At 47.6% G+C, this 23,232-nt stretch carries 24 protein-coding genes; 16 read left to right on the top strand and 8 right to left on the bottom strand.

What is annotated here, in order from left to right; all coding sequences use genetic code 11:
- The first annotated feature begins 11 nt into the window (after nucleotides 1-11).
- The 4 genes from EDC63_RS07075 to EDC63_RS07060 all read left to right on the top strand — a co-directional run bounded on the left by EDC63_RS07075 (nucleotide 12) and on the right by EDC63_RS07060 (nucleotide 3,309).
- The gene (locus EDC63_RS07075) at nucleotides 12-1,439 is read left to right on the top strand and encodes an ammonium transporter (RefSeq protein WP_124945824.1); all 1,428 of its coding nucleotides are present in this window, start codon (nucleotides 12-14) and stop codon (nucleotides 1,437-1,439) included.
- Nucleotides 1,440-1,591: 152 nt separating this feature from the next.
- Nucleotides 1,592-1,948 (top strand): DMT family protein, encoded by a 357-nt coding sequence (locus EDC63_RS07070; RefSeq protein ID WP_124945823.1) that lies wholly within the window; start codon nucleotides 1,592-1,594, stop codon nucleotides 1,946-1,948.
- Between the two features lie 184 nt (nucleotides 1,949-2,132).
- The gene (locus EDC63_RS07065) at nucleotides 2,133-2,513 is read left to right on the top strand and encodes a thioredoxin family protein (RefSeq protein WP_124945822.1); all 381 of its coding nucleotides are present in this window, start codon (nucleotides 2,133-2,135) and stop codon (nucleotides 2,511-2,513) included.
- Nucleotides 2,514-2,580: 67 nt separating this feature from the next.
- A complete protein-coding gene (locus tag EDC63_RS07060) occupies nucleotides 2,581-3,309 on the top strand; it encodes a cytochrome c biogenesis CcdA family protein (protein WP_124945821.1) in 729 nt (242 codons plus the stop codon).
- Between the two features lie 95 nt (nucleotides 3,310-3,404).
- On the opposite strand, the gene EDC63_RS07055 is transcribed toward EDC63_RS07060, so the two are convergent.
- Nucleotides 3,405-5,018 carry a GAF domain-containing sensor histidine kinase gene (locus EDC63_RS07055; RefSeq protein ID WP_124945820.1) on the bottom strand — a complete coding sequence of 538 codons (1,614 nt, stop codon included), beginning with the start codon at nucleotides 5,016-5,018 and terminating at the stop codon, nucleotides 3,405-3,407.
- Nucleotides 5,019-5,300: 282 nt separating this feature from the next.
- Here EDC63_RS07055 and EDC63_RS07050 point away from each other — a divergent pair, with 282 nt between their 5' ends.
- A complete protein-coding gene (locus EDC63_RS07050; protein ID WP_124945819.1) occupies nucleotides 5,301-6,185 on the top strand; it encodes a phosphate/phosphite/phosphonate ABC transporter substrate-binding protein in 885 nt (294 codons plus the stop codon).
- 161 nt (nucleotides 6,186-6,346) lie between these two features.
- Here the strand turns inward: EDC63_RS07050 and EDC63_RS07045 are convergent, their stop codons facing one another.
- Nucleotides 6,347-7,111: a Rossmann-fold NAD(P)-binding domain-containing protein gene (locus EDC63_RS07045; RefSeq protein ID WP_124945818.1), complete on the bottom strand. Its 765-nt coding sequence runs from the start codon at nucleotides 7,109-7,111 to the stop codon at nucleotides 6,347-6,349.
- Nucleotides 7,112-7,221: 110 nt separating this feature from the next.
- On the opposite strand from EDC63_RS07045, the gene gshA reads away from it, so the two are divergent.
- The 6 genes from gshA (at nucleotide 7,222) to ptsP (ending at nucleotide 13,182) form a co-directional block, all read left to right on the top strand.
- The gene (gene gshA / locus EDC63_RS07040) at nucleotides 7,222-8,529 is read left to right on the top strand and encodes a glutamate--cysteine ligase (protein WP_124945817.1); all 1,308 of its coding nucleotides are present in this window, start codon (nucleotides 7,222-7,224) and stop codon (nucleotides 8,527-8,529) included.
- A gap of 17 nt (nucleotides 8,530-8,546) precedes the next feature.
- Nucleotides 8,547-9,485, top strand: a complete 939-nt coding sequence (gene gshB, locus EDC63_RS07035; protein ID WP_124945816.1) for a glutathione synthase — start codon at nucleotides 8,547-8,549, stop codon at nucleotides 9,483-9,485.
- Nucleotides 9,479-10,543, top strand: a complete 1,065-nt coding sequence (locus tag EDC63_RS07030) for an FAD:protein FMN transferase (protein ID WP_124945815.1) — start codon at nucleotides 9,479-9,481, stop codon at nucleotides 10,541-10,543. Before gshB ends, EDC63_RS07030 begins: the two co-directional genes overlap by 7 nt.
- A gap of 195 nt (nucleotides 10,544-10,738) precedes the next feature.
- On the top strand, nucleotides 10,739-11,152 hold the full coding sequence (locus EDC63_RS07025) for a PTS sugar transporter subunit IIA (protein WP_124945814.1): 414 nt from the start codon (nucleotides 10,739-10,741) through the stop codon (nucleotides 11,150-11,152).
- Nucleotides 11,133-11,402, top strand: coding sequence for an HPr family phosphocarrier protein (locus tag EDC63_RS07020; protein WP_124945852.1), 270 nt, complete (start codon nucleotides 11,133-11,135; stop codon nucleotides 11,400-11,402). The genes EDC63_RS07025 and EDC63_RS07020 overlap by 20 nt, the downstream gene beginning before the upstream one ends.
- 55 nt (nucleotides 11,403-11,457) lie before the next feature.
- Nucleotides 11,458-13,182 (top strand): phosphoenolpyruvate--protein phosphotransferase, encoded by a 1,725-nt coding sequence (gene ptsP, locus EDC63_RS07015; RefSeq protein WP_124945813.1) that lies wholly within the window; start codon nucleotides 11,458-11,460, stop codon nucleotides 13,180-13,182.
- Nucleotides 13,183-13,196: 14 nt separating this feature from the next.
- Here the strand turns inward: ptsP and EDC63_RS07010 are convergent, their stop codons facing one another.
- The gene (locus EDC63_RS07010) at nucleotides 13,197-13,652 is read right to left on the bottom strand and encodes a hypothetical protein (protein ID WP_124945812.1); all 456 of its coding nucleotides are present in this window, start codon (nucleotides 13,650-13,652) and stop codon (nucleotides 13,197-13,199) included.
- 19 nt (nucleotides 13,653-13,671) lie between these two features.
- On the opposite strand from EDC63_RS07010, the gene metX reads away from it, so the two are divergent.
- The 3 genes from metX to EDC63_RS06995 all read left to right on the top strand — a co-directional run bounded on the left by metX (nucleotide 13,672) and on the right by EDC63_RS06995 (nucleotide 15,945).
- Nucleotides 13,672-14,814 (top strand): homoserine O-succinyltransferase MetX, encoded by a 1,143-nt coding sequence (gene metX / locus EDC63_RS07005; protein WP_124945811.1) that lies wholly within the window; start codon nucleotides 13,672-13,674, stop codon nucleotides 14,812-14,814.
- On the top strand, nucleotides 14,811-15,413 hold the full coding sequence (gene metW, locus EDC63_RS07000) for a methionine biosynthesis protein MetW (protein WP_124945810.1): 603 nt from the start codon (nucleotides 14,811-14,813) through the stop codon (nucleotides 15,411-15,413). The genes metX and metW overlap by 4 nt, the downstream gene beginning before the upstream one ends.
- Before the next feature lie 97 nt (nucleotides 15,414-15,510).
- Nucleotides 15,511-15,945 (top strand): DUF4426 domain-containing protein, encoded by a 435-nt coding sequence (locus tag EDC63_RS06995; protein ID WP_124945809.1) that lies wholly within the window; start codon nucleotides 15,511-15,513, stop codon nucleotides 15,943-15,945.
- A gap of 199 nt (nucleotides 15,946-16,144) precedes the next feature.
- Here EDC63_RS06995 and EDC63_RS06990 read toward each other — a convergent pair whose 3' ends face one another.
- Genes EDC63_RS06990 through EDC63_RS06980 form a run of 3 tightly spaced genes read right to left on the bottom strand, consistent with a single transcriptional unit; the run spans nucleotide 16,145 to nucleotide 18,843 of the window.
- Nucleotides 16,145-16,816 (bottom strand): sulfite exporter TauE/SafE family protein, encoded by a 672-nt coding sequence (locus EDC63_RS06990; protein WP_124945808.1) that lies wholly within the window; start codon nucleotides 16,814-16,816, stop codon nucleotides 16,145-16,147.
- Between the two features lie 10 nt (nucleotides 16,817-16,826).
- Nucleotides 16,827-18,086 carry an AmpG family muropeptide MFS transporter gene (locus EDC63_RS06985; protein WP_223248216.1) on the bottom strand — a complete coding sequence of 420 codons (1,260 nt, stop codon included), beginning with the start codon at nucleotides 18,084-18,086 and terminating at the stop codon, nucleotides 16,827-16,829.
- On the bottom strand, nucleotides 18,070-18,843 hold the full coding sequence (locus tag EDC63_RS06980) for an exodeoxyribonuclease III (protein ID WP_223248215.1): 774 nt from the start codon (nucleotides 18,841-18,843) through the stop codon (nucleotides 18,070-18,072). The genes EDC63_RS06985 and EDC63_RS06980 overlap by 17 nt, the downstream gene beginning before the upstream one ends.
- A gap of 31 nt (nucleotides 18,844-18,874) precedes the next feature.
- Between EDC63_RS06980 and pyrE the strand changes: the two genes are divergently transcribed.
- Both pyrE and EDC63_RS06970 read left to right on the top strand, forming a co-directional pair.
- Complete coding sequence (pyrE, locus tag EDC63_RS06975) at nucleotides 18,875-19,513, top strand: orotate phosphoribosyltransferase (RefSeq protein ID WP_124945806.1); 639 nt, start codon at nucleotides 18,875-18,877, stop codon at nucleotides 19,511-19,513.
- 21 nt (nucleotides 19,514-19,534) lie between these two features.
- Nucleotides 19,535-20,149 (top strand): DUF4124 domain-containing protein, encoded by a 615-nt coding sequence (locus EDC63_RS06970; protein WP_124945805.1) that lies wholly within the window; start codon nucleotides 19,535-19,537, stop codon nucleotides 20,147-20,149.
- 50 nt (nucleotides 20,150-20,199) lie between these two features.
- On the opposite strand, the gene gatB is transcribed toward EDC63_RS06970, so the two are convergent.
- Together gatB and gatA are read right to left on the bottom strand one after the other, a co-directional pair.
- Nucleotides 20,200-21,633 carry an Asp-tRNA(Asn)/Glu-tRNA(Gln) amidotransferase subunit GatB gene (gene gatB, locus EDC63_RS06965; RefSeq protein ID WP_124945804.1) on the bottom strand — a complete coding sequence of 478 codons (1,434 nt, stop codon included), beginning with the start codon at nucleotides 21,631-21,633 and terminating at the stop codon, nucleotides 20,200-20,202.
- A gap of 92 nt (nucleotides 21,634-21,725) precedes the next feature.
- Nucleotides 21,726-23,180: an Asp-tRNA(Asn)/Glu-tRNA(Gln) amidotransferase subunit GatA gene (gatA, locus tag EDC63_RS06960; protein ID WP_124945803.1), complete on the bottom strand. Its 1,455-nt coding sequence runs from the start codon at nucleotides 23,178-23,180 to the stop codon at nucleotides 21,726-21,728.
- Nucleotides 23,181-23,232 lie beyond the last annotated feature (52 nt).

Below are 23,232 nucleotides of genomic sequence, written 5' to 3'. Positions count from 1 at the left end.
GGGAGTCCATCATGAAACGTTTGATTTCAGCTCTGGCCCTATTGGGCGCAATTGGATTCAGTACCGGGATACTTGCAGAAGAACCCGGTGCCATTTCTACCACACCAGCTGTTACAGAAGCTGCACCTGCTCCGGAAGCTGTCGCTGCGCCAGTTGAGGCAGCCCCTGCTGCTACACCGGCAGCTGCTCCAGCTCCTTCAGAAGCTGCGCCAGCTGCCGCACCTCCTCCAAAACTGGATTCAGGTAATACAGCCTGGATGCTAACTGCTACCGCTTTGGTGCTGTTCATGACCATTCCCGGATTAGCTTTGTTCTATGGTGGTATGGTTCGTAAAAAGAACGTCCTTGCCACACTGATGCAAAGCTTTGCGATTACTGCACTGGCAACGCTGATCTGGTTCATCGTCGGTTACAGCCTGGCCTTCAGTGAAGGGGGGGCTTATGTCGGTGGTTTGAGCAAGCTCTTCCTTAAAGATCTGACGGTTGACGGCTTGAATGGCTTATCGATTCCGGAATCAGTCTTCATGACCTTCCAGATGACGTTTGCTATCATCACCCCAGCCCTGATCGCCGGAGCCTTTGCAGACCGTATGAAATTTTCTGCCATGCTGTGGTTTATCGGAATCTGGTCAATCGTTGTTTACGCTCCGATTACCCATTGGGTTTGGGGACCAGGCGGCTGGTTACTTGGCAAAGGTATTCTTGATTTTGCTGGCGGTACGGTTGTGCATATCAACGCGGGTGTGGCAGGTCTGGTCGCTGCGCTGGTACTTGGCAAACGGATTGGATATGGCAAAGAAGCCATGCCTCCTCATAATCTGACGCTTACCGTAATCGGTGCAGCCATGCTATGGGTAGGTTGGTTCGGCTTCAATGCCGGTTCTGAACTGGCTGCTGACGGACGTGCCGGAATGGCCATGGTTGTTACACAGATAGCTGCTGCTGCTGCCGCACTTGCCTGGATGTTTGCTGAATGGATGTCTAAAGGTAAGCCAAGCGTTCTGGGTATTGCTTCAGGTGCTGTTGCTGGTCTGGTTGCCATCACGCCAGCTTCCGGTTTTGTTGGCCCGATGGGTGCATTGGTGATCGGCCTGGTCTCTGGTGTCGTCTGCTTCTGGGGTGCTACTTCTCTCAAGCGCATGATGGGCTACGATGACTCTCTGGATGCCTTCGGCGTACACGGTATCGGCGGTATTGTTGGCGCGATTCTGACAGGCGTGTTTGCTGTCAAGAACATCGGCGGTACAGCGGGCATGCTGGAAGGTAACGGCGGTCAGGTCATGACTCAGATTCTGGGTGTAGGTGCAACCTTGATCTACGGTGCAATCGCTACCTTCATTATCCTGAAAGTGATTGACGCGATCATCGGTTTGCGTGTCTCCGAAGAAGAGGAACGCGAAGGTCTGGATATTGCGCTGCACGGTGAGCGTATCGAGTAACCACCTTCCCACCACGGTTAGTTTTTCGTGATGAGAAAACCAGGGCGCCTTCGGGCGCCCTTTTTTATTTGTATTATTTCCAGTAAATTACTCACCTATATTTTGACAGTTCTAACTTGTTGTTATTTGCACTTTATACTGAGGGACTACTTTTGAGACCAGCGCTTACTGCCATCACGCTTTTGCTTTGCAGCAATATATTCATGACGTTCGCCTGGTATGCCCATTTGAAAGAGCTCAATAATAAACCATGGATTATTGCCGCTATGGTTAGCTGGGGAATTGCCCTGTTTGAGTATATGTTTCAAGTACCGGCAAACCGGATTGGCTACAGCGTCATGTCTATCGGTCAGCTCAAAATACTGCAAGAGGTCGTTACGCTTTCAATATTTGTCCCATTCACGGTCTATTATTTAAAAGAACCTTTAAAACTCGATTATTTATGGGCAGGCCTGTGTTTGATCGGAGCCGTCTATTTCATGTTCAGAAGCAAACTCTATGGCGCCTGAATAGCCATAATAAACGCCCAAACCATTTAATTCCACCCACAATCCCAATAGCTTAATTTTTCTTCTCCAATTCTGGCATCCGGGTATTTGCATGCCCCATTCCAGCACTTCCGAATAAATTTATTTGTAAGGTTTAAGGCTACAGCGCGACTATTCCATACACTGATACTTATTAGGAAAAATCATGAAACTTGCTCAATTGTTCGCCACTGCTGCACTTGCCTTGACGGTTCTGACTGCACAGGCTTTAGAAATACAGCCCTATTCTCCCAAAGCACTCGAAGAGGCGCAAAAAGCAAATCTGCCCGTTGCATTGCATTTCCACGCTGACTGGTGCCCTACCTGTCGTGCTCAAACAAAAGTACTTAACAGCTTCAAGGATGACAAATCACTCAATATGACCGTATTGGTAGTGAACTATGACAAAGAAAGAGACCTTAAGCGAAAACTGGGCGTACGCGTGCAATCGACCATTATTGTGTATAAAGGCAGCGCTGAAACAGCAAGAATAGCCGGAGAAACCTCACCAGAAAAAATCAAGGCCGCATTACAAAGTGCCTTATGAAGCGATTTCAACAAAAACAACATCACATGTTTACAATTAAATTCAAATCAACACAAATGAGGCAAAAATGAGCGCAGGTGTCACAGAACTATGGTTAGCAGTTGCCGCAGGCAGTCTTACTACCCTGTCGCCATGCGTATTTCCCATATTGCCGCTTGTGGTCGGGGGGGCAGTGCAAAATAATCGCCTTGCCCCACTGGCGATAGGTGCAGGCATGATCACATCGTTTGCGCTGGTGGGCGTTTTGGTTGGTGCATTAGGTGCCGCGCTCAATATCGATTCCGACTCAGTGCGTACCGCTGGCGCAGTACTCTTAATAGCCTTCGGTATTGTCATGCTGGTTCCCGCGCTGAATGAACGTTTCACGCATTTAATGACCCCATTGGCAGCCAATGCAAACCAGGCTTCCAGCAAACTGGACAGCAGTTCGTTGCTGGGCGCATTTGCCCTCGGTGGGCTGCTTGGCATGATCTGGAGTCCTTGCTCAGGTCCAATTCTGGCAACTACTCTGACGCTGGTGGCAAGCGAAGGCGGGGCGGGAAGAGGCGCTTTAATTCTTGGGCTATTTGGTTTTGGCGCAGCAGTGCCACTGGTTGCAATCGCCTATGCTTCAAGAGCTGGATTTAATCGTTCGCGAGATTGGGTATTAAAGCATATCGATGGGCTTAAGAAAGGATTTGGCATACTGATTATACTGGTAGGCGTGGCCATACTTTCTGGCCTGGATAAAAAACTGGAGGCACTGGTTGTCAACTCGCTGCCTGATGCGTGGATTACACTTACAACCTTATTCTGATCAGGCAGCAACCCAAGTAACCACACCCGGTGCTTGGGTTGCTACAATCAATTACTTTTCGGAACAAATTTTCCACGAGAAGCCAGACTCTAAATCTAAGATCCCGGTTCACCATCCCATTGCGGCAATTCAAACCAGAAAGTTGCGCATTCTCCCTCTACGGTATCGAAACCAATTGTGCCATGCATGTGCTCAATAATAGCCTTAGCGATGCTAAGGCCAAGCCCGGTTCCCCCTTTTTGACGTGTATCTGAAGAGTCTGCCTGCGAAAATTTTTGGAATATACTCGACTGGAAAGCCTGCGGAATGCCTGCCCCATGGTCCTTAACGCTAACCCGCAATCGTTTTCCATTTTGGGTTACACCAATTTCAACAACGCCATCCTTGGGTGAAAATTTTGCAGCATTGGACAACAGATTTGAGAGCACTTGCATTAAACGCATTTCATCGATCATCACATGCACGTTTTCGGAAATCCGCCCTGCCAACTCAAAACTGATCCCGTATTGTTGCGCAAAACCCTGATTGTTTTCCAAACTTTGGTCTACAATTTCCATCAAACGAAATGGCTTGAGATCAAATTTCATTTTGCCAGACTCTATTTTTTCCACATCCAGCAAGTCATTGATCAGCCCTAGCAGCCGCTCGCTATTTTTAAAGGCTATGTCCACTAGGCTTTTGGCTTGTTGAGACAATTCACCTGCCACACCACCCGCAACAAGGCCAAGAGACCCTCTGATAGAGGTCAATGGCGTACGCAGTTCGTGGCTGACTGTAGAAACAAACTCCTTTTTTAACCGCTCTACTTTCTTGTACTCTGTAATATCGTTCCACGACCCCACTGCTTGTCGAATATCGCCATCATTTTCCAGCATCTGCAGTTCATCTCGTACCCAGATATATTGCCCGGCATGATTTCGCAATCTGTAACTGCGAACAATATGCCCATTTTCTAGCAGAGCAGATATTGCATTAATTGCCGATTCGCGGTCCTCGTCGTGAACATGCTTTTCCCACCAGTTTGGTTCCGCTAATATTTCATCAGAATTAAAACCGAAAAAACGCTTGATATTTTCGCTTACCCACGTGAGCTTTGAGCTTCCACAATCTAAATTAAGTGTATAGGTCACCGAAGGGCTACAAGAAAGCACATGCTGCAATTGCTGTCGAGATTGATGCAATTGCATGTGACTGGCCTGTACATTTGCCATTGCTTCAACCAAGGTCTGCTGGTTAAGCTCTCTTTCTACACAACCGGCAAGGTCCGCAAGCAAAGCCAGCATGTCCGGTGTGAAATTTCTGGGCTTATCATCAATAATACACAATGTCCCGAGTAAGCTGCCATCAGCAGCCTGAAGTGGATGGCCAGCATAAAAACGGATATTTGGAGGACCCGTTACAAGCGGATTATCAGCGAAGCGCAGATCAGCCAGTGTATTGGCAACGACAAAAGTATCAGGACTCAAAATAGCATGGCCACAGAATGAAATGGACCGAGGTGTCTCGCTCGCGCTCAGTCCCTGACAGGATTTAAACCATTGACGATCGGTATCCACCAGCGAAACCAGAGCGATAGACACATCAAACAAGCGTTGTGCCACTCGCGTAATGCGATCAAAGCGTTCCTCGGGTGGGGTATCAAGGACATGCAAAGAATGCAGCACTTCAATACGATGCGACTCGTCAGCTGGAAATTCTGGTTCCTGCAAAACCGTCTCCTTGGTTTATTATCTTAAGGGTATTAACCGAGAAACAAAAACACTGAGCACTTCTTATAATTCCAGCGGGAAGCAAGTTTTTAAGGTGTCCACATAACTATACCTCAACAAATCACAAACTTTAAATATCAGAAAATAGTGCACGCCTAAAACATGGCCTTTCACTGGATTAAACCCATCATTCAACCAACCATTTTGAGTGCAAATAATTAAGCGTTTTTCCTTAAGTTTTACCTTGAACTGACGTTAAAGCTCTACACCTTTTTGTTCAAATTGAAAACATTTTCTTCAACTTCACACTTTCAGGAATGCACATATATGCGCAACAATAAACTCATTCAATGCATTGCGTTTCAACTACTTATCACTTCGCTTTTGGTGGCTTTTCAACCCTCAGCAATTGCTGCTGAAAACACGCCCATTCGAATGGGTATCAATCATGGCCTGTCAGAACCCCTAAAAAGTTACGACCGGCAAGAACGTTATCAAACGTTTTCTGATTATATTTCTGAAGTGTTAAAGCGTCCGGTGCGCTTTGAAGTATTTCAAAACTTGAAACGCCCAACTGGTGATCCCAAAAAGGCAAGATACGACATCGCATTTGTACGCCCAAGCAATAATGTAGGCCTGGCATTAAGAGATAAAGGCTCATCCCTTGTAGCTTCAGCCAAAGGCGATTTAAATGCTTACTTTTTTGTTAGCAAAGACTCTCCCATAAAAACCCCAGCAGAAATGAAAGGCAAACGATTTGTCATGCCTGCCCCAACTTCACTGATGAGTTATATTGGCTTGGCTTCCCTACGTGACCTTGGCATTGACCCGACCTCTCAACAAATTTCTTATACTGATTTCCAGGAACAGGGCGGATTTATGGTTCAACAGAAATTGACTGACGTGTCGATTGTGGGGCCTCTGGTAGCAAAAGACATGCAAGCGAAAGGCAATGTGCTTATTTACAAGAGCAAACCTGTACCGAGCTGGGCGATGGTAGCGTCACCTTCAATCAGTCAGGTTGATGTGGAAAAGCTGCGGGCTGCACTAATTAACTTATCAAACACAGAGGCAGGTAAAAAAATATTACACAAAATTGAGGTCGACGCTTTTGAAGAAGGCAATAAAGACCAATATATCGAAATGTTAAAGTGGCTTAAAATATAACTTAGTGACGGGGATTGACTAAGACTTACCCAACCCCTCACGAAAAACAGGATGGCTTCTAATTACAATGTAGCTAGAAGCCATCCTGTTTTTTGCGTGCTGATCACAAGTGACGCGCATTAAAACCGCCTGATTAACCGATTGAAAGGCGCTACAGTTGGTCAAACGATAGAGATATTTCGCAAAGCAGGTACGTTCAATCCAGCTTCATCAGCAAAACTCAAAGCACGTGCCAGACGCCCCGGCGCGCTGCGCCCCATACACATATGGAGCGGGTCAGCTTCAAATGCTTCCACCATCCCTTGCAGCAACTTGTTTCGATCCTGTTTTTGCCCGGTTAACCAGTCCTGTATATCCATCACGTCCTGCGCAACGGCCGTTGCAAAATCCCGGTGATTTTCCCATAATTGGCTCACATTACCCCCGGTTTTCATCCCGGCAATATTGGTTGTCAGGATATACAGGTTTTTTCGAACCAGTTCAAACGTAAGTGCCTGATCATTATTAAGTTGATGGCAAGGAATATCTATAGATTCCAGCGCTTTCACCATCATTTCAGACGCAGGCCCATATACAGGAGAAGCAATCAAAGGCTTGGCATCCATCCCTTTTTTCTTTTCAAACCAGACGGATATCACTGTCGGATGCTGAATCTGGTATTTTTCCCAATCACGTGGCAACAGCTCGTTCTGGATCAATCCGACGCATCCTTTCCATTGTTCAGGTAGCGCAGCTAATACACTATGCAAATCATTTTCTGCTACAGCCACCAGAACTAAGCGAGGAGAAGGTTCTTTCGCAGCGAGCGCTGCCATATCGTCTCCCCGGTTAACCGGTATAATGCTATAACCGGTTCTTAACAATCCCCCTGCGAAAATCCGGCCTAATTGCCCGATACCAATCAAAATTATTTTTTCATTTGTCATTATTCATTCACCAATCTTTCAAAAATAGTTATTATCCTGAAATTATAGCCCTGACGAAATTCAGGAGTTCGGTTACAATCAAAATCAGCTTTATCATACGGCAGAAAATAATGGTACCGCATTTAACAACCGCCCTTACTGGGCCGCTACTCGATCTCGAAAAACACATTCTGGAGGCAATGCCCAATATTGAGCACTGGCTTCGCACACAATGGCAGGATCGCACTACGCCTTTTTATTCATCTGTAGATTTACGTAACAGCGGATTTAAACTGGCGCCGGTTGATACCAATCTGTTTCCAGGCGGGTTTAACAACCTTAATCCGGATTTTTTACCCCTTTGCGTGCAGGCGGCAATGACGGCCGTTGAGAAAATATGTCCTGATGCTCAACGCTTTCTGTTAATTCCAGAAAACCACACACGCAACATGTTTTACCTGCAAAATGTTGCGGGAATTCAATACATCCTGCAACAAGCTGGCCTGACAGTGCGAATCGGCACATTGATTCCAGAGATCACTTCCCCTACCGATATTGAATTGCCAGATGGCCGATCCCTCACGTTAGAGCCGATCAAACGGGTGGGAAATCGCCTGTCTCTGGATGGGTTTGAACCTTGTGCGATATTGCTGAATAATGATTTATCCGCTGGCGTACCTGACATTTTAAAGAATCTGGAACAGCCTGTGATACCACCCGTCCATGCTGGATGGGCAACCCGCCACAAATCCACCCACTTTGCCGCCTACAATTATGTCGCAGACGAGTTTTCCAAAATCGTCAAAATTGATCCCTGGCTGATCAACCCTTATTTTGAATCCTGTGGCAAAATCAATTTTCAGGAACGTAAAGGTGAAGACTGCCTGGCCAATTACGTAGACGAACTACTCCAGAATATTGGTAAAAAATATCAGGAATACGGCATCAAGGAAGATCCTTTTGTCATTGTAAAAGCTGATCAAGGCACTTACGGCATGGGTATCATGACGGTCAAAAATGCTGACGAAGTCAGAAGCCTGAACCGCAAACAGCGCAACAAAATGTCGGTGGTCAAAGAGGGGCAACCTGTCACTGAAGTCATTATCCAGGAAGGGGTATATACCTTCGAAAGCATTAATGAAGCCATCGCAGAGCCTGTGGTCTATATGATTGACCATTTTGTGGTTGGTGGCTTTTATCGTGTGCATACCAGTCGTGGCAAGGATGAAAACCTTAACGCACCTGGCATGCACTTCGTACCACTGGCATTTGATACCACTTGTTCCCTGCCGGACCGTAGCGCCAACCCTGATAGCGCTCCAAATCGTTTTTACACTTATGGCGTTGTAGCAAGGCTGGCAACCCTGGCCGCAGCAATCGAACTGGAGCGCACAGACCCGCTTAACGCAGAAGCTTCAGAAGAGTCCGCCCCAGAGTAACCATAAAGCACGAATCTATGAAAATCGCCATCATTCTTGACCCGATAGAGCACATCAAAACTTACAAAGACTCCACCTTTGCCATGATGAAAGAAGCTTCATCTCGTGGGCATGAGCTGTTCATCATGGAACAGCACGACGTGGTTTTGCAGGCGGGCAATATATTTGGCTTTTCTCGCAAACTCTCACTGAATCCGGATGGTGACCATTGGTACACTTTGGGAGAACCGCTTAAATTGCCCCTCGAACATTTCGGTGCGGTACTTATGCGTAAAGACCCGCCGTTTGATATGGAATACATTTACAGCACTTATTTGCTGGAACTGTCTGAGAAACAAGGAGCGCGTATATTAAACAAGCCGATTGCCATCAGAAATTTTAACGAAAAACTGTCGATCGCCAAATTTCCGGAATTCACTGCGCCTACTCTCGTCACCCGACGCGCAGAAATGATCAAGGATTTTCTGGCGGAACATCAGGATGTCATTCTCAAACCGCTGGACGGGATGGGCGGCAGCGGTATATTCCGCGTCACTCGAAATGACCCTAACCTCAATGTAATTATCGAAACCATGACCCATCTGGGCATGCGCTCCATCATGGCACAACGTTATATTCCTGAAATTGTTAGCGGTGACAAACGCATTTTGTTAATTAACGGCGTACCAGTGCCTTTTGCGCTGGCCCGTATCCCGATGAAAGGCGAAACCCGCGGCAACCTTGCTGCCGGGGGGAAAGGCGTTGCACAACCCTTATCACCAAGAGACCGTGAAATTGCCGAAACGCTCGGGCCAATACTACGCGATGAGGGTTTGTTTCTGGTGGGTTTAGACGTGATTGGTGACTATCTAACTGAAATCAATGTGACCAGCCCAACCGGTATGCAGGAAATTACCGCACAAAGTAATTTTAACGTTGCTGGTATGTTTATAGATGCGCTAGAACAATCATGCTGAAAGCTCGCGTTTCCTTGCCTTTGTGGCTTATTGCTTTATTCTCAACCCTGATCGCCCTGTCACTTGCCGGATGTGGCAAAGAACCACTGTACCAAGAGCAGGGGTATGTTTTTGGTACACTGGTAGAAGTCACCATTTACGGGGAAACCGAGGACCGTGCCAAGCAACTTACCGCTCAGGTGTTCCAGGATTTCAACCAAATGCACCATACATTACATGCATGGAAACCTGGCACTCTCTCACGCATGAATAGCATCTTTGCGCAAAGCCCAGCCAAAACTTCTATCCAGCCAGGCATGATCCCGATCATTCAGGATGCCACTCGTTATTACGAGCAGTCCAAGGGTTTATTCAACCCGGCTATCGGCAAACTCATTAAATTATGGGGCTTTCAAAACGATGAGTTTGTCCCGGTTCGGCCTGATCCACAAGAAATTGCAAAACTGGTTAAAGCCAACCCAAAAATGACAGATATCGTCATTGAAAACATTGAATTTTACAGTAAAAATCCTGATGTTAAGCTGGATCTGGGCGGCTATGCCAAAGGGTATGCGCTGGATATGGAGTCCGCTTATTTGCGCTCGCAAGGTGTAAAAGGGGCGTTAATCAATATTGGCGGCAACATCATCGCTTTGGGCAAGCGGGGTGATCGCCCATGGCACGTAGGCATCCAGCACCCCCGCAAACCGGGCCCTATTGCCACGCTAGATTTACTGGATGGTGAAGCTATCGGTACTTCCGGTGACTACCAACGATACTTTATGCTGGACGGCAAGCGCTATTGCCATATTATTGACCCGCGTACCGGCTATCCTGCTCAAGGCATACAAGCGGTGACCATCATTACCCAACCGGGACCCGAGGCGGGAACACTTTCGGACGTTGCTTCCAAACCCATATTCATCTCGGGTGAACAAAACTGGCGTCAGGCAGCAAACAACATGAAAGTACAAGATGTCATGCTGATCAATGACAAGGGTGAAGTAATTGTGACGCGTGCCATGAAAAAAAGGCTGGATTTTCTTGATAAAAGCATGGTGATACGAGAAGCTGAATAAGCCTCATTTTTACCGCGAACCTGATGATTATTGCGCTACAATCAAGCTTCCCGGCCATTGTCCTAAGCATTAAACATCATCAGCACAGAGTCAATGCGCATTACACGTCTTTGTGTAAAAGCGCATACAGTTTAATATGATTTCTTTCTTGGGAAGAAATTTGCTTTACAGCACTATTTTAGAAGCAGGTACAACATGATAGGTATTTTAATCGTGGCCCATGGCACACTTGGCGAAAGCCTGATTCATTGTGCCAGCCATGTAATGGGTAGCCGCCCGCCGAATCTGATGCAACTGGGCGTCACTGTGCACGACGATCCGGCTACCATCCTTCCGCAGGCGCTGGAGTTGGTGAACCAGCTTGATTCTGGGGACGGAGTGCTCATTTTTAGCGATATTTATGGTGCGACTCCCTGCAACATAATTTGCCGTCTCCTGAACCCAGGCAAAGTGGAAGGGATAGCCGGCGTCAATCTTCCCATGTTGGTGCGAGCGCTTACATATCGCGACGAACCCTTGGCAAAATTGACTGAAAAGGCGTTAAGCGGCGGTCACGAAGGTATCATCAATGTCACTATGGAAGCATGCAATGTTGCAACAAGAGATTGAAATAATAAACAAACTGGGGCTTCATGCCCGTGCTTCTGCAAAACTTACCCAAACAGCCAGTAGATTTCAAAGCGAGATCTGGTTGTCTCGTAACAATAAGCGCGTGAATGCAAAAAGCATCATGGGCGTCATGATGCTGGCTGCCAGCAAAGGTTCGACAATCGGGATTGAAACAACCGGTTCGGACGAACAATTGGCCTTAAGTGCGCTGGTAGAGCTGATACAAGACCGCTTCGGGGAAGGGGAATGATCAGGGATTCTGGCTTGGCAAAAATTATGCGCACTCACATTAGCAGGGGGGATTGATGAGTTTTACCGTCCACGGAACAGGTGTATCTGGCGGCATTGCAATTGGTTATGCCCATCTGGTATCTCAGGTTGCACTGGAAGTGGCTCATTACGTTCTACCCAAACAGAACATAGGGGAAGAAGTCGCACGCTTTGATGCCGCTATTGAAACTACCCGCCTGGAAATGGAAGCGCTGCGGGAACATATCCCGGCCAATGCACCTGCAGAGTTCGATGCATTTCTGGATATGCATTTGATGATTCTCAATGATTCGACCTTATGTGAAGCACCTAAAGAACTGATCAAATCCCAACAGTGCAACGCCGAGTGGGCCCTCAAGCAGCAGATGGACTCATTACTGGCACAGTTTGAGGAAATTGAAGACAGCTATCTGCGCGAACGCAAAGCTGACGTCATCCAGGTTGTAGAGCGTGTACTCAAAGCACTGCTGGGCCATCCAAGCCATGCGAACGTTTCTGTTAGCCCAGAACAAAGCAGCATTCTGGTGGCGCATGATTTAAGCCCCGCCGATATGATTCTGTTCAAACGACACCAGTTTGCCGCATTCATTACCGATGTGGGGGGTACTACTTCTCATACGGCCATTGTTGCCCGCAGTTTGAATATTCCTTCAGTCATGGCACTCCATCATGCCCGACAGATTATCCGCGAGCAAGAACTCCTCATAGTCGATGGTGCCCAGGGCGTTATCATCGTCAACCCGGACAAGCATGTACTGGCTGAGTACAAACTCAGACAAAACCAGTATGATCTGGAAAAACAGAAACTTAAACGCCTCAAAACTGCACGGGCTACAACACTTGATGGCACCCAGATTGAATTGCAGGCCAACATTGAATTGCCTCAGGACATCACCAAAGTCAGAGAGGCAGGCGCTACCGGTATTGGCTTGTTTCGTAGCGAATTTCTGTTTCTTAACCGTGATGATTTACCTGACGAAGAAGAACAGTTCCTGGCTTATCGTAAAGTAGCAGAAGACATGAAAGGTTTGCCGGTGACTATCCGCACACTGGATTTAGGCGCAGACAAGCAACTTAATGGGGCTACCAGTAGCGGTACCAATCCTGCATTGGGATTGCGAGCAATTCGGCTGTGCCTGGCAGAGCCTCAGATGTTCCATACCCAGCTGCGCGCTATTTTACGTGCATCTCATTATGGGAATGTGCAAATCCTGATTCCCATGCTGTCCAATTTATCGGAATTATACCAGTCACTACACCTTATTGAACACGCAAAACAGAATCTGGCGAATACCAATATTCCATTCAATGCTGCCATCAAGATCGGCGGGATGATTGAGATTCCGGCTGCGGCGCTTGCTGCCCAGGCATTTGCCAGGAAACTCGATTTTCTGTCTATCGGCACCAACGACCTGATCCAGTACACACTGGCAATCGACCGTACCGACGACTCAGTTGCACACCTTTATGACCCTCTGCACCCTGCCATCCTGCAGTTGCTAGCCCACACGATTCGCAGCGCTGACAAGGCTGGCATTCCGGTATCGGTCTGCGGCGAAATGGCAGGGGATGCTACGCTTACACGCTTGATGCTGGGGCTGGGGTTACGGATATTTTCCATGCATCCGACCCATTTACCTTCAGTTAAACAGAATATTCTCAAAACCAGCCTGCCAGACCTTACTATTCTGGTGAACAAAATGCTAAAAACCGACGAATCTGATCGGATGTATTCACTGCTACACAAATTAAACGCCTGATTTTCGAGTTAATGCTATTCAACGTCAAATGTGATGTCATTCTCGGAAACAGGCATCCCTTTTTCAGGCAAAAACCCTTTTCCGCCTGGACGTAAAGCAGCATGCCAGCGATCAGGAAATTCCCCCAGCATCCAGTTAATCTCGGAAGGATGAACAGGACTGCCATGACGGGTGAGGTGTCTGATATAAAGAATATCCCGTTCCACCTTAACCAGAAGGGGTAGCGGCAGATTTTGAGGAACGATCCAGTGATGCACCACCCATTCGATCGGTGTGGGGCGTTTACCGGGATCTTTACTGACATTCAGGCGAAAATGTCCGCCTCCACCGGCCTCTTTGTGCAACTCGCTCACCCACCCAATACCGAGCCCCTGATGCACAATAATGGTCTTACCAACAAAGCGCTTCAGGAATTGATCGCGCAAAGCTGTGGGGTTTGGTCGAAATAACGATATAATTGCGTTCAACATATTTGAATTATAAACATTGATGCAAGATTCTTCATCCATTGGCATAGTCACGCCGCAAGTGGCCCACTTCTCCACCCCTCTCAAGCTCAAAAGCGGGGCGGTGATAGAGAGTTACGACCTGGTATATGAAACCTACGGCACCCTCAACGCTGACAAATCCAACGCAATATTGATCTGCCATGCCCTTTCCGGCAATCATCACGTCGCAGGATACTATACCGAGCACGACAAAGCGCCAGGCTGGTGGGACAACATGATCGGTCCCGGCAAACCTATCGACACCGATCAGTTTTTTGTCATCGGTGTCAACAATCTGGGTGGATGCCACGGCTCAACCGGCCCGGCCAGTATCAACCCCAAAACCGGAAAACCTTTTGGCGCCAGCTTTCCGGTAGTCACAGTAGAAGACTGGGTGAATAGTCATGCACTTCTGGCCGACCAATTAGGTATTTTCCAATTTGCTGCTGTCGTGGGTGGCAGCCTGGGTGGCATGCAGGCCTTACAGTGGACCCTTGCCTTCCCGGATCGCGTAAGCAATGCGCTGGTAATCGCTGCCGCACCCAACCTGACTGCTCAAAACATTGCATTTAACGATGTTGCCCGCCAGGCCATTTTGACTGACCCTGATTTTCATGGGGGAGATTTTTACGCCCATGATGTCAAACCAAAGCGCGGCCTGCGTTTGGCCAGAATGCTGGGGCACATTACTTACTTATCTGGTGACGTAATGGGAACGAAATTCGGGCGGCTGTTGCGTTCCGGTATCTTCAATTATGGTTTTGATGTGGAATTTGAAATTGAATCCTACTTGCGCTACCAAGGCGATAAATTCGCGGGTACCTTTGATGCGAACACCTACTTGTTGATGACCAAAGCGCTCGACTATTTTGATCCCACACATCACCATCAAAATGGCAGTCTGAGCGACGCATTAAAACCCGCAACGGCTAATTTTCTGGTAGTTTCATTTACGACTGACTGGCGATTTGCACCGGAGCGTTCCCGTGAAATCGTTCAGGCACTCTTGGATAACGAACGCAACGTCAGTTACGCAGAAATCACTTCCAGCCACGGACATGACGCATTCCTGATTGTGGACCCTTACTACCATGATTTAGTGCACGCTTATATGAACAATATTTCCCTGGGAGCTGCAAAATGACAGCTCTGCAAAGCAATCAACGGGCAGATTTTGCTACCATCTCGCAATGGATCAAACCCGGTGCAAAAGTTTTGGATTTAGGGTGTGGTGACGGCGCTCTGCTCAAATATCTCAAAACAACACGTAATATCCGTGGCTATGGCGTTGAAATTGAAGATGCGAACATATTGGCCAGTGTGAAAAATGGCGTCAATGTCATTCAGATGGATCTGGAGGCAGGTCTTTCCGGTTTTGAATCCCACTCATTCGATTACGTTATTCTTTCCCAAACACTTCAGGCAATTGAACATACTGAACGGATCGTGAGAGAAATGCTGCGGGTAGGCAAGGAAGGCATTGTCACCTTTCCTAATTTTGGCTACTGGCATCATCGTTTACAGGTCATACAGGGGCGCATGCCCGTTTCCGAAAACCTTCCATATCAGTGGTTTGACACGCCCAACATCCATTTGTGCACGTTGAAGGACTTTGAAAGTTTCTGCCACGAGCATGGCGTGCATATTCTGGAACGAACGGTTATGCATGAAGGCAAAACCATCAATTTTCTTCCAAACCTATTTGGCAATCTGGCTGTTTACCGCTTCGAGCAACAATCCTGACCTGATCGGGAGAAATTTCGAATGGATTGGCCTGATTGCGATTAGCCGGAGATTGTCTATACTGACTTTATCAATACAAACAAATACGGGAATAATCATGAAAAAACGCCTTGCGCTACTTGCCTTAGCTTTCATCGCATCGGGTTCGGCATTTGCTGAACGGTCACAGACATTTGGCGACATAGAAGTGCATTACAACGCTATTTCAACAGATGATCTTACGCCGGATGTCGCTAAATCCTACAAGCTGGACCGCAGTAAAAACAGGGGATTATTAACTATAGCCGTGCTCAAGAAAAACAAGCTGGGTGTAGGCCAGCCGATTAAAGCAGAAATCACTGCCAGTGCAACCAACATGAGTGCCCAATTAAGCAGTCTCACCCTGCGAGAAGTGCAAGAAGGCAATGCCATTTATTATCTTGGGGATTTCCGCGTCAGCCCGCCAGACACCATGACTTTTGCTATCAAGGTCATACCACAAGGGGAAAGCAAGGCCCATGATGTCGATTTTAAGCAGCAGTATTTCCGCTAGCGTCATTACGTTATCAGAAGCAGTTCACCGCAGAGTCGCAGAGGTAAAACACAATCTCTTATTGCTGTCAGTGATTGAATTTGATTTGATATGGTAGTTTACCGCTAAAAAAAGTTGGTTTTTCTCTGCGACTCCGCGCCTCTGCGGTGATAAAATCTGCAATTATGTTAATACTTTCCAGACAAAGCTTTGTGCCTTATTAACTCATTGCAAAACGAATAAGTCCCCACAAACCAAAGCCAGCCACCAACAACCCTGCTGCAAGGCGCGTGTACTTATTTTGAAGCCATGTTTTCAGGTACTGGGCAAAAAATCCCATAGCCAGCAAATTAGGAAGCGTACCCAGCCCGAAAGCCAGCATCAACATAGCCCCGTACAGTGCATTTCCGCTTGCCAGTGCGCTCACTAGAACACTATAAACCAGACCGCAAGGTAACCATCCCCATATAGTTCCAACAACAAACGCGCGGGGAATCGACTTGACCGGTAATAATTTGCCCATAAAGGGTTGCAACTTTTTCCAGACAAAGCCGCCAACCCTTTCAATATAAACCACGGCATGCCAGATTCCTGCCAGGTAAAGGCCAAGCATCACCAACATCACATTCGCCAGCACAAACAACAACTGCTGCACAGGCAGAAAGCCCTTCAACAGCAGCACACTGGACCCCGCTGCACCTGCTATTGCGCCCACTATGGTATAAGTGGAGATTCTCCCTATATTGTAGGCCAGGAGAAACCCAACATTGGTTTGCTTGCCTGGCAATTGCATGGACAATGCAGAGACAATTCCCCCGCACATGCCGACACAATGGGTACCACCCAACAATCCAACCAGAAAGATCGCAAATAGGCTCGTTTCGACTAGCATGAAGAGTGTTTCAAGACTTACTTCCCCGTAAAGGCGCAAAGCGATTTAAAATCCACAAGCCGGGCAAGGCAATCAGCGTACAAAAAATAAAGAAGCCAGACCATCCCATCATTTCGGCCATTAAGCCTGTTGGCGCAGACGCAATCACACGTGGCACCCCCATTAAACTACTGAGCAACGCATATTGCGTGGCTGTAAACCGTTTATCGGTAAGTGCCCCCATAAACCCCACAAATGCGGCCGTTCCCATGCCACCGGTGAAATTTTCAAAAGCAACTACCGCTGCCATCGCAGCAACTTCGTGCCCGATGTGTGCCAAAAGCACAAAACCGAAGGTAGAAGCCATTTGCAAAAATCCGAATAGCCATAAAGCACGGTTAATTCCCATACGTAGAATAAACAGGCCCCCGATAAAACCACCCGCTATCGTAGCCCAGAATCCAAATAACTTTACGACGGCACCAATTTCGGTTTTGGAAAACCCCAGATCAAGATAAAACGGGGTTGTAATCGCGCTAGCCATGGTGTCACCCAGTTTATAAAGCAAAATAAACGCTAAAAACATGATTGCGCCATCCCGCTGAAAATACTCTACAAACGGGTCAATGACGGCTGATCTCAGTGTTTTTGGTGTCCCTTCTGCTACCTCGGGTTCTCTTGCCAGCAATGTTGTCACAACACCAACCAGCACACTGATCGCCATGAGCTGATATACCACCGAAAAAGGCATATGGTCTGCCAGTATCAGCCCACCGCCACCTGCCAGCAACATACCCAGCCGATAGCCATTTACGTACATGGATGATCCCAGCCCTAATTCACGGTCAGCCAGATCTTCACGCCGGTAGGCATCCACCACAATATCTTGTGACGCCGAAAAAAAAGTGACCATCATGGCCACAAAAGCCAATAGCCAGGGATTTTGCGAGGGACTGGTAAAACTGAAACCCAGTAAAGATAGCATTAACGACAACTGTGCCAGCAAAAGCCAGCCACGCCTTCGTCCGAATAATGGTAACGCGAAGCGGTCTAAGATGGGTGCCCACAAAAATTTTAGCGTATAAGGTAATCCAACCAAAGCAAACAAGCCTATTACGCTCAGGTCTACGCCTTCTTCCCGCATCCAGGCCTGTAAGACAGACCCTGTAAGTAATAAGGGTAGCCCACATGAAAATCCCATCACAAACGCAACCAGCATCCGCCCGCTGAAAATGGTTCGCAGCATGTCCATTGGGCTGCGAGTAACTGCCGACTCAGAATTCGTAGTCATATTCTATCGTCAGCGGAGCATGGTCAGAAAAACGTTCGTCCTTGTAGATGGCGGCACTTGTTGCCAGCTTTGCGATACCCGGTGTAGTGATATGATAGTCGATACGCCACCCGACATTTTTGGCCCATGCCTGTCCACGATTCGACCACCAGGTGTATTGATCCTCTTCCAGATTAATACAGCGAAATACATCCACAAAACCGACTTTATTAAAAAGATCTGTCAGCCAGTCACGTTCTTCAGGCAGAAATCCGGAGTTTTTCTGATTGCCTCGCCAGTTTTTAAGATCAATTTGTTTATGGGCTATATTCCAGTCCCCGCAAATCACCACTTCCCGCCCACTTTTCTTTAATGCGATCAAATGCGGCATGAAACGTTCCATAAAGCTGAATTTTACCGACTGCCTCTCTTCGCCACTGGAACCCGAAGGCAAATACAGGGAAATGACACTTAAATTTCCAAAATCCGCCTGTATATAACGCCCTTCACAATCAATATCTGGTATACCCAGCCCTTCAATCACTTGATCAGGCTTTTTTCTGGAGTAAATCCCCACCCCACTATAGCCTTTCTTCTCCGCATAATGAAAATAGCCGTGGTAGCCATCGGGCTGGAGCATTTCAGGGCGCATATCTGCTGCTTGCGCCTTTAATTCCTGTACACAAATAACATCAGCGTTCTGTTTCGGCATCCATTGAAAGAAACCTTTGGTGGTAGCCGAGCGGACACCATTCAGATTCAAGGATATAATACGCAACTCACTCTCCCAGTAACAAAAAAGGCAAACCATGTCTGATTTTAGACAAGACTTTATTCAATTCGCGGTAAATCGCAACGTTCTGTGCTTTGGTGAATTTAAAACCAAAGCGGGGCGCATGTCCCCCTATTTTTTTAATGCCGGCTTATTCAGCGATGGGGAATCTTTGCGTCAGCTAGCGCAATTTTACGCTAAAGCCATCCTTTCCGCGAAACTGGAATTCGATGTACTATTCGGCCCGGCTTACAAGGGCATCCCACTTGCAGCTGCTACTGCCATGGCACTTGCCGAAAATGGTCACAATGTGCCGTTCAGTTACAACCGAAAAGAAACCAAAGACCATGGAGAGGGCGGCAATATCGTCGGTGCAACCCTCAAAGGTCGCATACTCATCATCGATGATGTGATCTCTGCAGGTACATCTGTCAGGGAGTCGGTTGAATTAATTCGCGCCAACCAGGCAACCCCTTGTGGCGTGGTCATTGCATTGGACAGGATGGAGCGGGGCGGTGGTGAACTTTCTGCTGTACAGGAAGTCACTCAAAGCTATGACATTCCAGTTGTCAGCATCGCTTCACTGGACAATTTGCTGGCTTATTTGCAGGACCACCCTGAAATGGCACAAAACTTGCAAGCGGTTTCTGCCTATCGAGCCTCATACGGCATTTAACACCAAGGAGATTTTATTCTAATGCGTTACCTTACTGCGATTATGGTTGCCTTGCTGATCAGTCAGCCGGCATCTGCGAAAATGTTTAAGTGGGTGGACGAAAAAGGCGCCACCCATTACGGTGACTCTATTCCCCCTCAATACAGCAATCAAGGCAATATCGAACTGAACAAGCGCGGTATGGTTATCAAAAAGACCGATGGTGCGCTAACACAGGAACAACTGGATGCCAAAGCAGCTACTGCTGAAAAAGAGAAACAAGATGCCCATGCCGCATTGGAACAAAAGCGTAAAGACACCGCGCTACTCAATTCTTACAGCAATGAGAAAGAAATTGATATGGCCCGTGATCGCAATCTGATGCAGGTTGACACGGCTATCCAGGGAACGCAAACACGCATTAAATCGGAACAGGTTAAACTGGATGAACTTCGGAAAAAAGCTGAATCCATTCAAAAGAACAAAAAACCAGTTCCGCCCTATTTGGCTGACGAGATCAAGCAGAATGAACAGTCAATCAAAACCCTAAACGATTCCATCAAGGCAAATCAGCTGGAAAAAGAAACAATTCGAACAAAATACGAGGCAGAAAAGCAACACTTTCATGAGTTAAAGAAGCTATCCACCGCCCCTTAAACCAAACGCCTGCCAGCTTGAACCAACTGCTGGCAGGCAACTCTGAAAAGCTAACCTGTTAACTTGCGTTTCAGAATCTCATTCAGCTGTGCCGGATTAGCCTTGCCTTTACTGGCTTTCATTGCCAGACCAACGAAGAAACCATACACTTTTTCTTTACCGCCGCGATACTCAGCAACTTGCTCCGGATTTTGCGCAATGATATCGTCAACCAGTTTCTCGATTGCCGAAGAATCTGATATCTGTTTCAAGCCTTTCGCTTCGATGATGGTATCGGCATCCCCTTCACCGTTCCACATTGCATCAAACACTTCCTTGGCAATTTTGCCGGAAATGGTGCCATCCGCAATCCGTTTCAGCAAACCAGCCAGCTGCGAACTAGTCACATGGCTATCCGCAATTTCAAGGGACTCTTTATTCAGTGCAGCGCTGACATCACCCATAATCCAGTTTGCGCACAGCTTTGCTTCGCCCCCAAAACCATTCTGAGCCTCTTCAAAATAAGCCGCCGCTTCTCTGGAGACAGTCAATACTGCTGCATCATAGGCCGGCAAGGCGTACTCACTCATGAAGCGAAGTCGCTTTGCTTCAGGCAACTCAGGTAAAGTTGCCCGCATTTGTTCCAGCCATTCCTCTGAAATTTCTACCGGCAGCAAATCCGGATCGGGGAAATAGCGGTAGTCTTCCGAGTCTTCCTTGGAGCGCATTGATCGCGTCTCGTCTTTGTCAGAATCATAAAGACGCGTTTGCTGCTTAATCGTTCCGCCATCTTCCAGAATTTCAATCTGACGTCGAGCTTCATATTCAATCGCCTTCTCAAGAAAGCGAAATGAATTCAGATTTTTGATCTCACATCGTGTGCCAAGTGTTTCCACCCCCATTGGACGAACGGACACATTGGCATCGCAGCGGAATGAACCCTCCTGCATATTCCCATCACAAATTTCCAGATAGCGCACGAGGGAGTGCAGCGTTTTAGCATAAGCCACGGCTTCCTGAGCACTGCGCATATCAGGTTCAGAAACGATTTCCAGCAATGGCGTACAAGCGCGATTCAGATCAATACCAGTCATGCCCTGAAAATCCTCATGAAGGGACTTTCCTGCATCTTCTTCCAAATGTGCACGGGTCAAGCGGATGGATTTTTCATTCTCCCCCACCTGAATCTTGATTGCGCCACCTGAAACAACCGGGATTTCAAACTGACTGATTTGGTAACCCTTTGGCAAATCTGGATAAAAATAATTTTTTCTGGCAAAGATTGAACGGCGGTTGACTGTCGCCCCCACCGCCAGACCGAACTTGATTGCTCGCTCCACTGCACCGCGATTCAGTACCGGCAACACCCCCGGCAAGGCCAGATCAACAGCACAAGCCTGCGTGTTTGGTGCAGCACCATAAGCCGTCGGTGCCCCTGAGAAAATCTTGGACTGCGTAGATAACTGGGAGTGAACTTCCAGCCCGATTACTATTTCCCATTGCATAATGACAAACCCTTTTATGTTTCACACAGCAAGCAGATCAACAAAGAACGAACTTGGTTCATCTCCATGTAATCTGCAACTGATGCTTTATTTCAAATTCCTTGCGGTTTCCGCTGATGCCAGTCTGTAGCGAGTTGATACTGGTGGGCTACATTGAGCATCTTTGCTTCGGAAAAATAATTACCGATAATCTGCAATCCAACCGGACGACCATCATCTCCAAATCCGGCTGGAATCGACATGCCCGGCAAGCCAGCCAAATTAACCGCAATCGTATAAATATCTGACAAATACATCTGAATCGGATCCGCGCCTTTTTCACCCAGATTAAAGGCGGTAGTGGGTGCTGTGGGACCCATAATAATATCGCACTGCTTAAAGGCATCAGTAAAATCCTGAGCAATCAAACGCCGGATTTTTTGCGCCTGCAAGTAATAAGCATCATAGTAGCCATGGGACAAGACATAAGCACCAATCATGATGCGGCGCTTCACCTCGGTTCCAAAACCCTGAGCACGGGTTTTTTTATACATATCCATCAGGTCTGTGTATTCTGGCGCGCGGTAACCATAGCGAACACCGTCATATCGTGACAGATTACTGGACGCTTCAGCCGGTGCCAGTACATAATAAACCGGTATGGATAAACGGGTATTAGGCAGACTGATTTCCACCATTTCTGCACCCAGTTTGCGGTATTCATCTATTGCTGCCTGCACGGCACGTTCCACGTCTGCGCTCAAACCCTCAGCAAAATATTCTTTTGGCAGACCCACCTTCAAACCTTTCAGGGGTTGATCCAGAGTCCGCGCATAATTTTCTTCTTCACGCTGCAAACTGGTGGAATCACGCGCATCAAACCCGACCATCACATTGAGCATCAAAGCCAGATCTTCAGCACTTCTGGCCATTGGCCCGCCCTGATCGAGGGAGGAAGCGAAAGCGATCATACCGTAACGCGACACCAGACCATACGTTGGTTTGATACCAGAAATTCCGCATAGCGCGGCAGGCTGCCGTATGGACCCCCCTGTATCCGTACCCGTCGCAGCAGGACACAATCGTGCTGCGACCGCCGCCGCTGAACCACCGGAGCTGCCCCCTGGCACCGCATTCACATCCCACGGATTCTTCACCGGGCCAAAATGAGAAGTTTCGTTGGATGACCCCATGGCAAACTCGTCCATGTTGGTCTTGCCCAAATTGACTGTGCCGGCCTGACCGAAACGCTCGATCACATGTGCGTCATAAGGGGATACAAAATTTGACAGCATTTTCGAACCGCAAGTCGTACGCCAGCTTTTGGCACAAAATATATCCTTGTGGGCGATCGGAACACCCGTAAGCAAGGTTCCCTTACCTGCAGCAATCGTTTCATCTGCGAATTTCGCCTGACTTAGTGTTGCTTCCTCATTGACCGTCACAAATGCGTTATACACGGGGTTTAACGCTTTAATCCGGTTCAGAAATTCCTGCGTCATTTCGACACTTGAAACTTGCTTGCTGGCGAGTTTTTCTGCCAGCTGTTTAAGACTTAAATTCAACATATTTTGGCTTTGTAATGGTCAGTTCGTGCATTCAAATCAAAGCCTCCCCGAC

Source organism: Sulfurirhabdus autotrophica (genome assembly GCF_004346685.1).
Taxonomy (GTDB): Bacteria; Pseudomonadota; Gammaproteobacteria; order Burkholderiales; family SMCO01; genus Sulfurirhabdus; species Sulfurirhabdus autotrophica.
The sequence above is the reverse complement of the archived record's forward strand: the minus strand, read 5'-3'. Positions and strand labels throughout refer to the sequence as shown.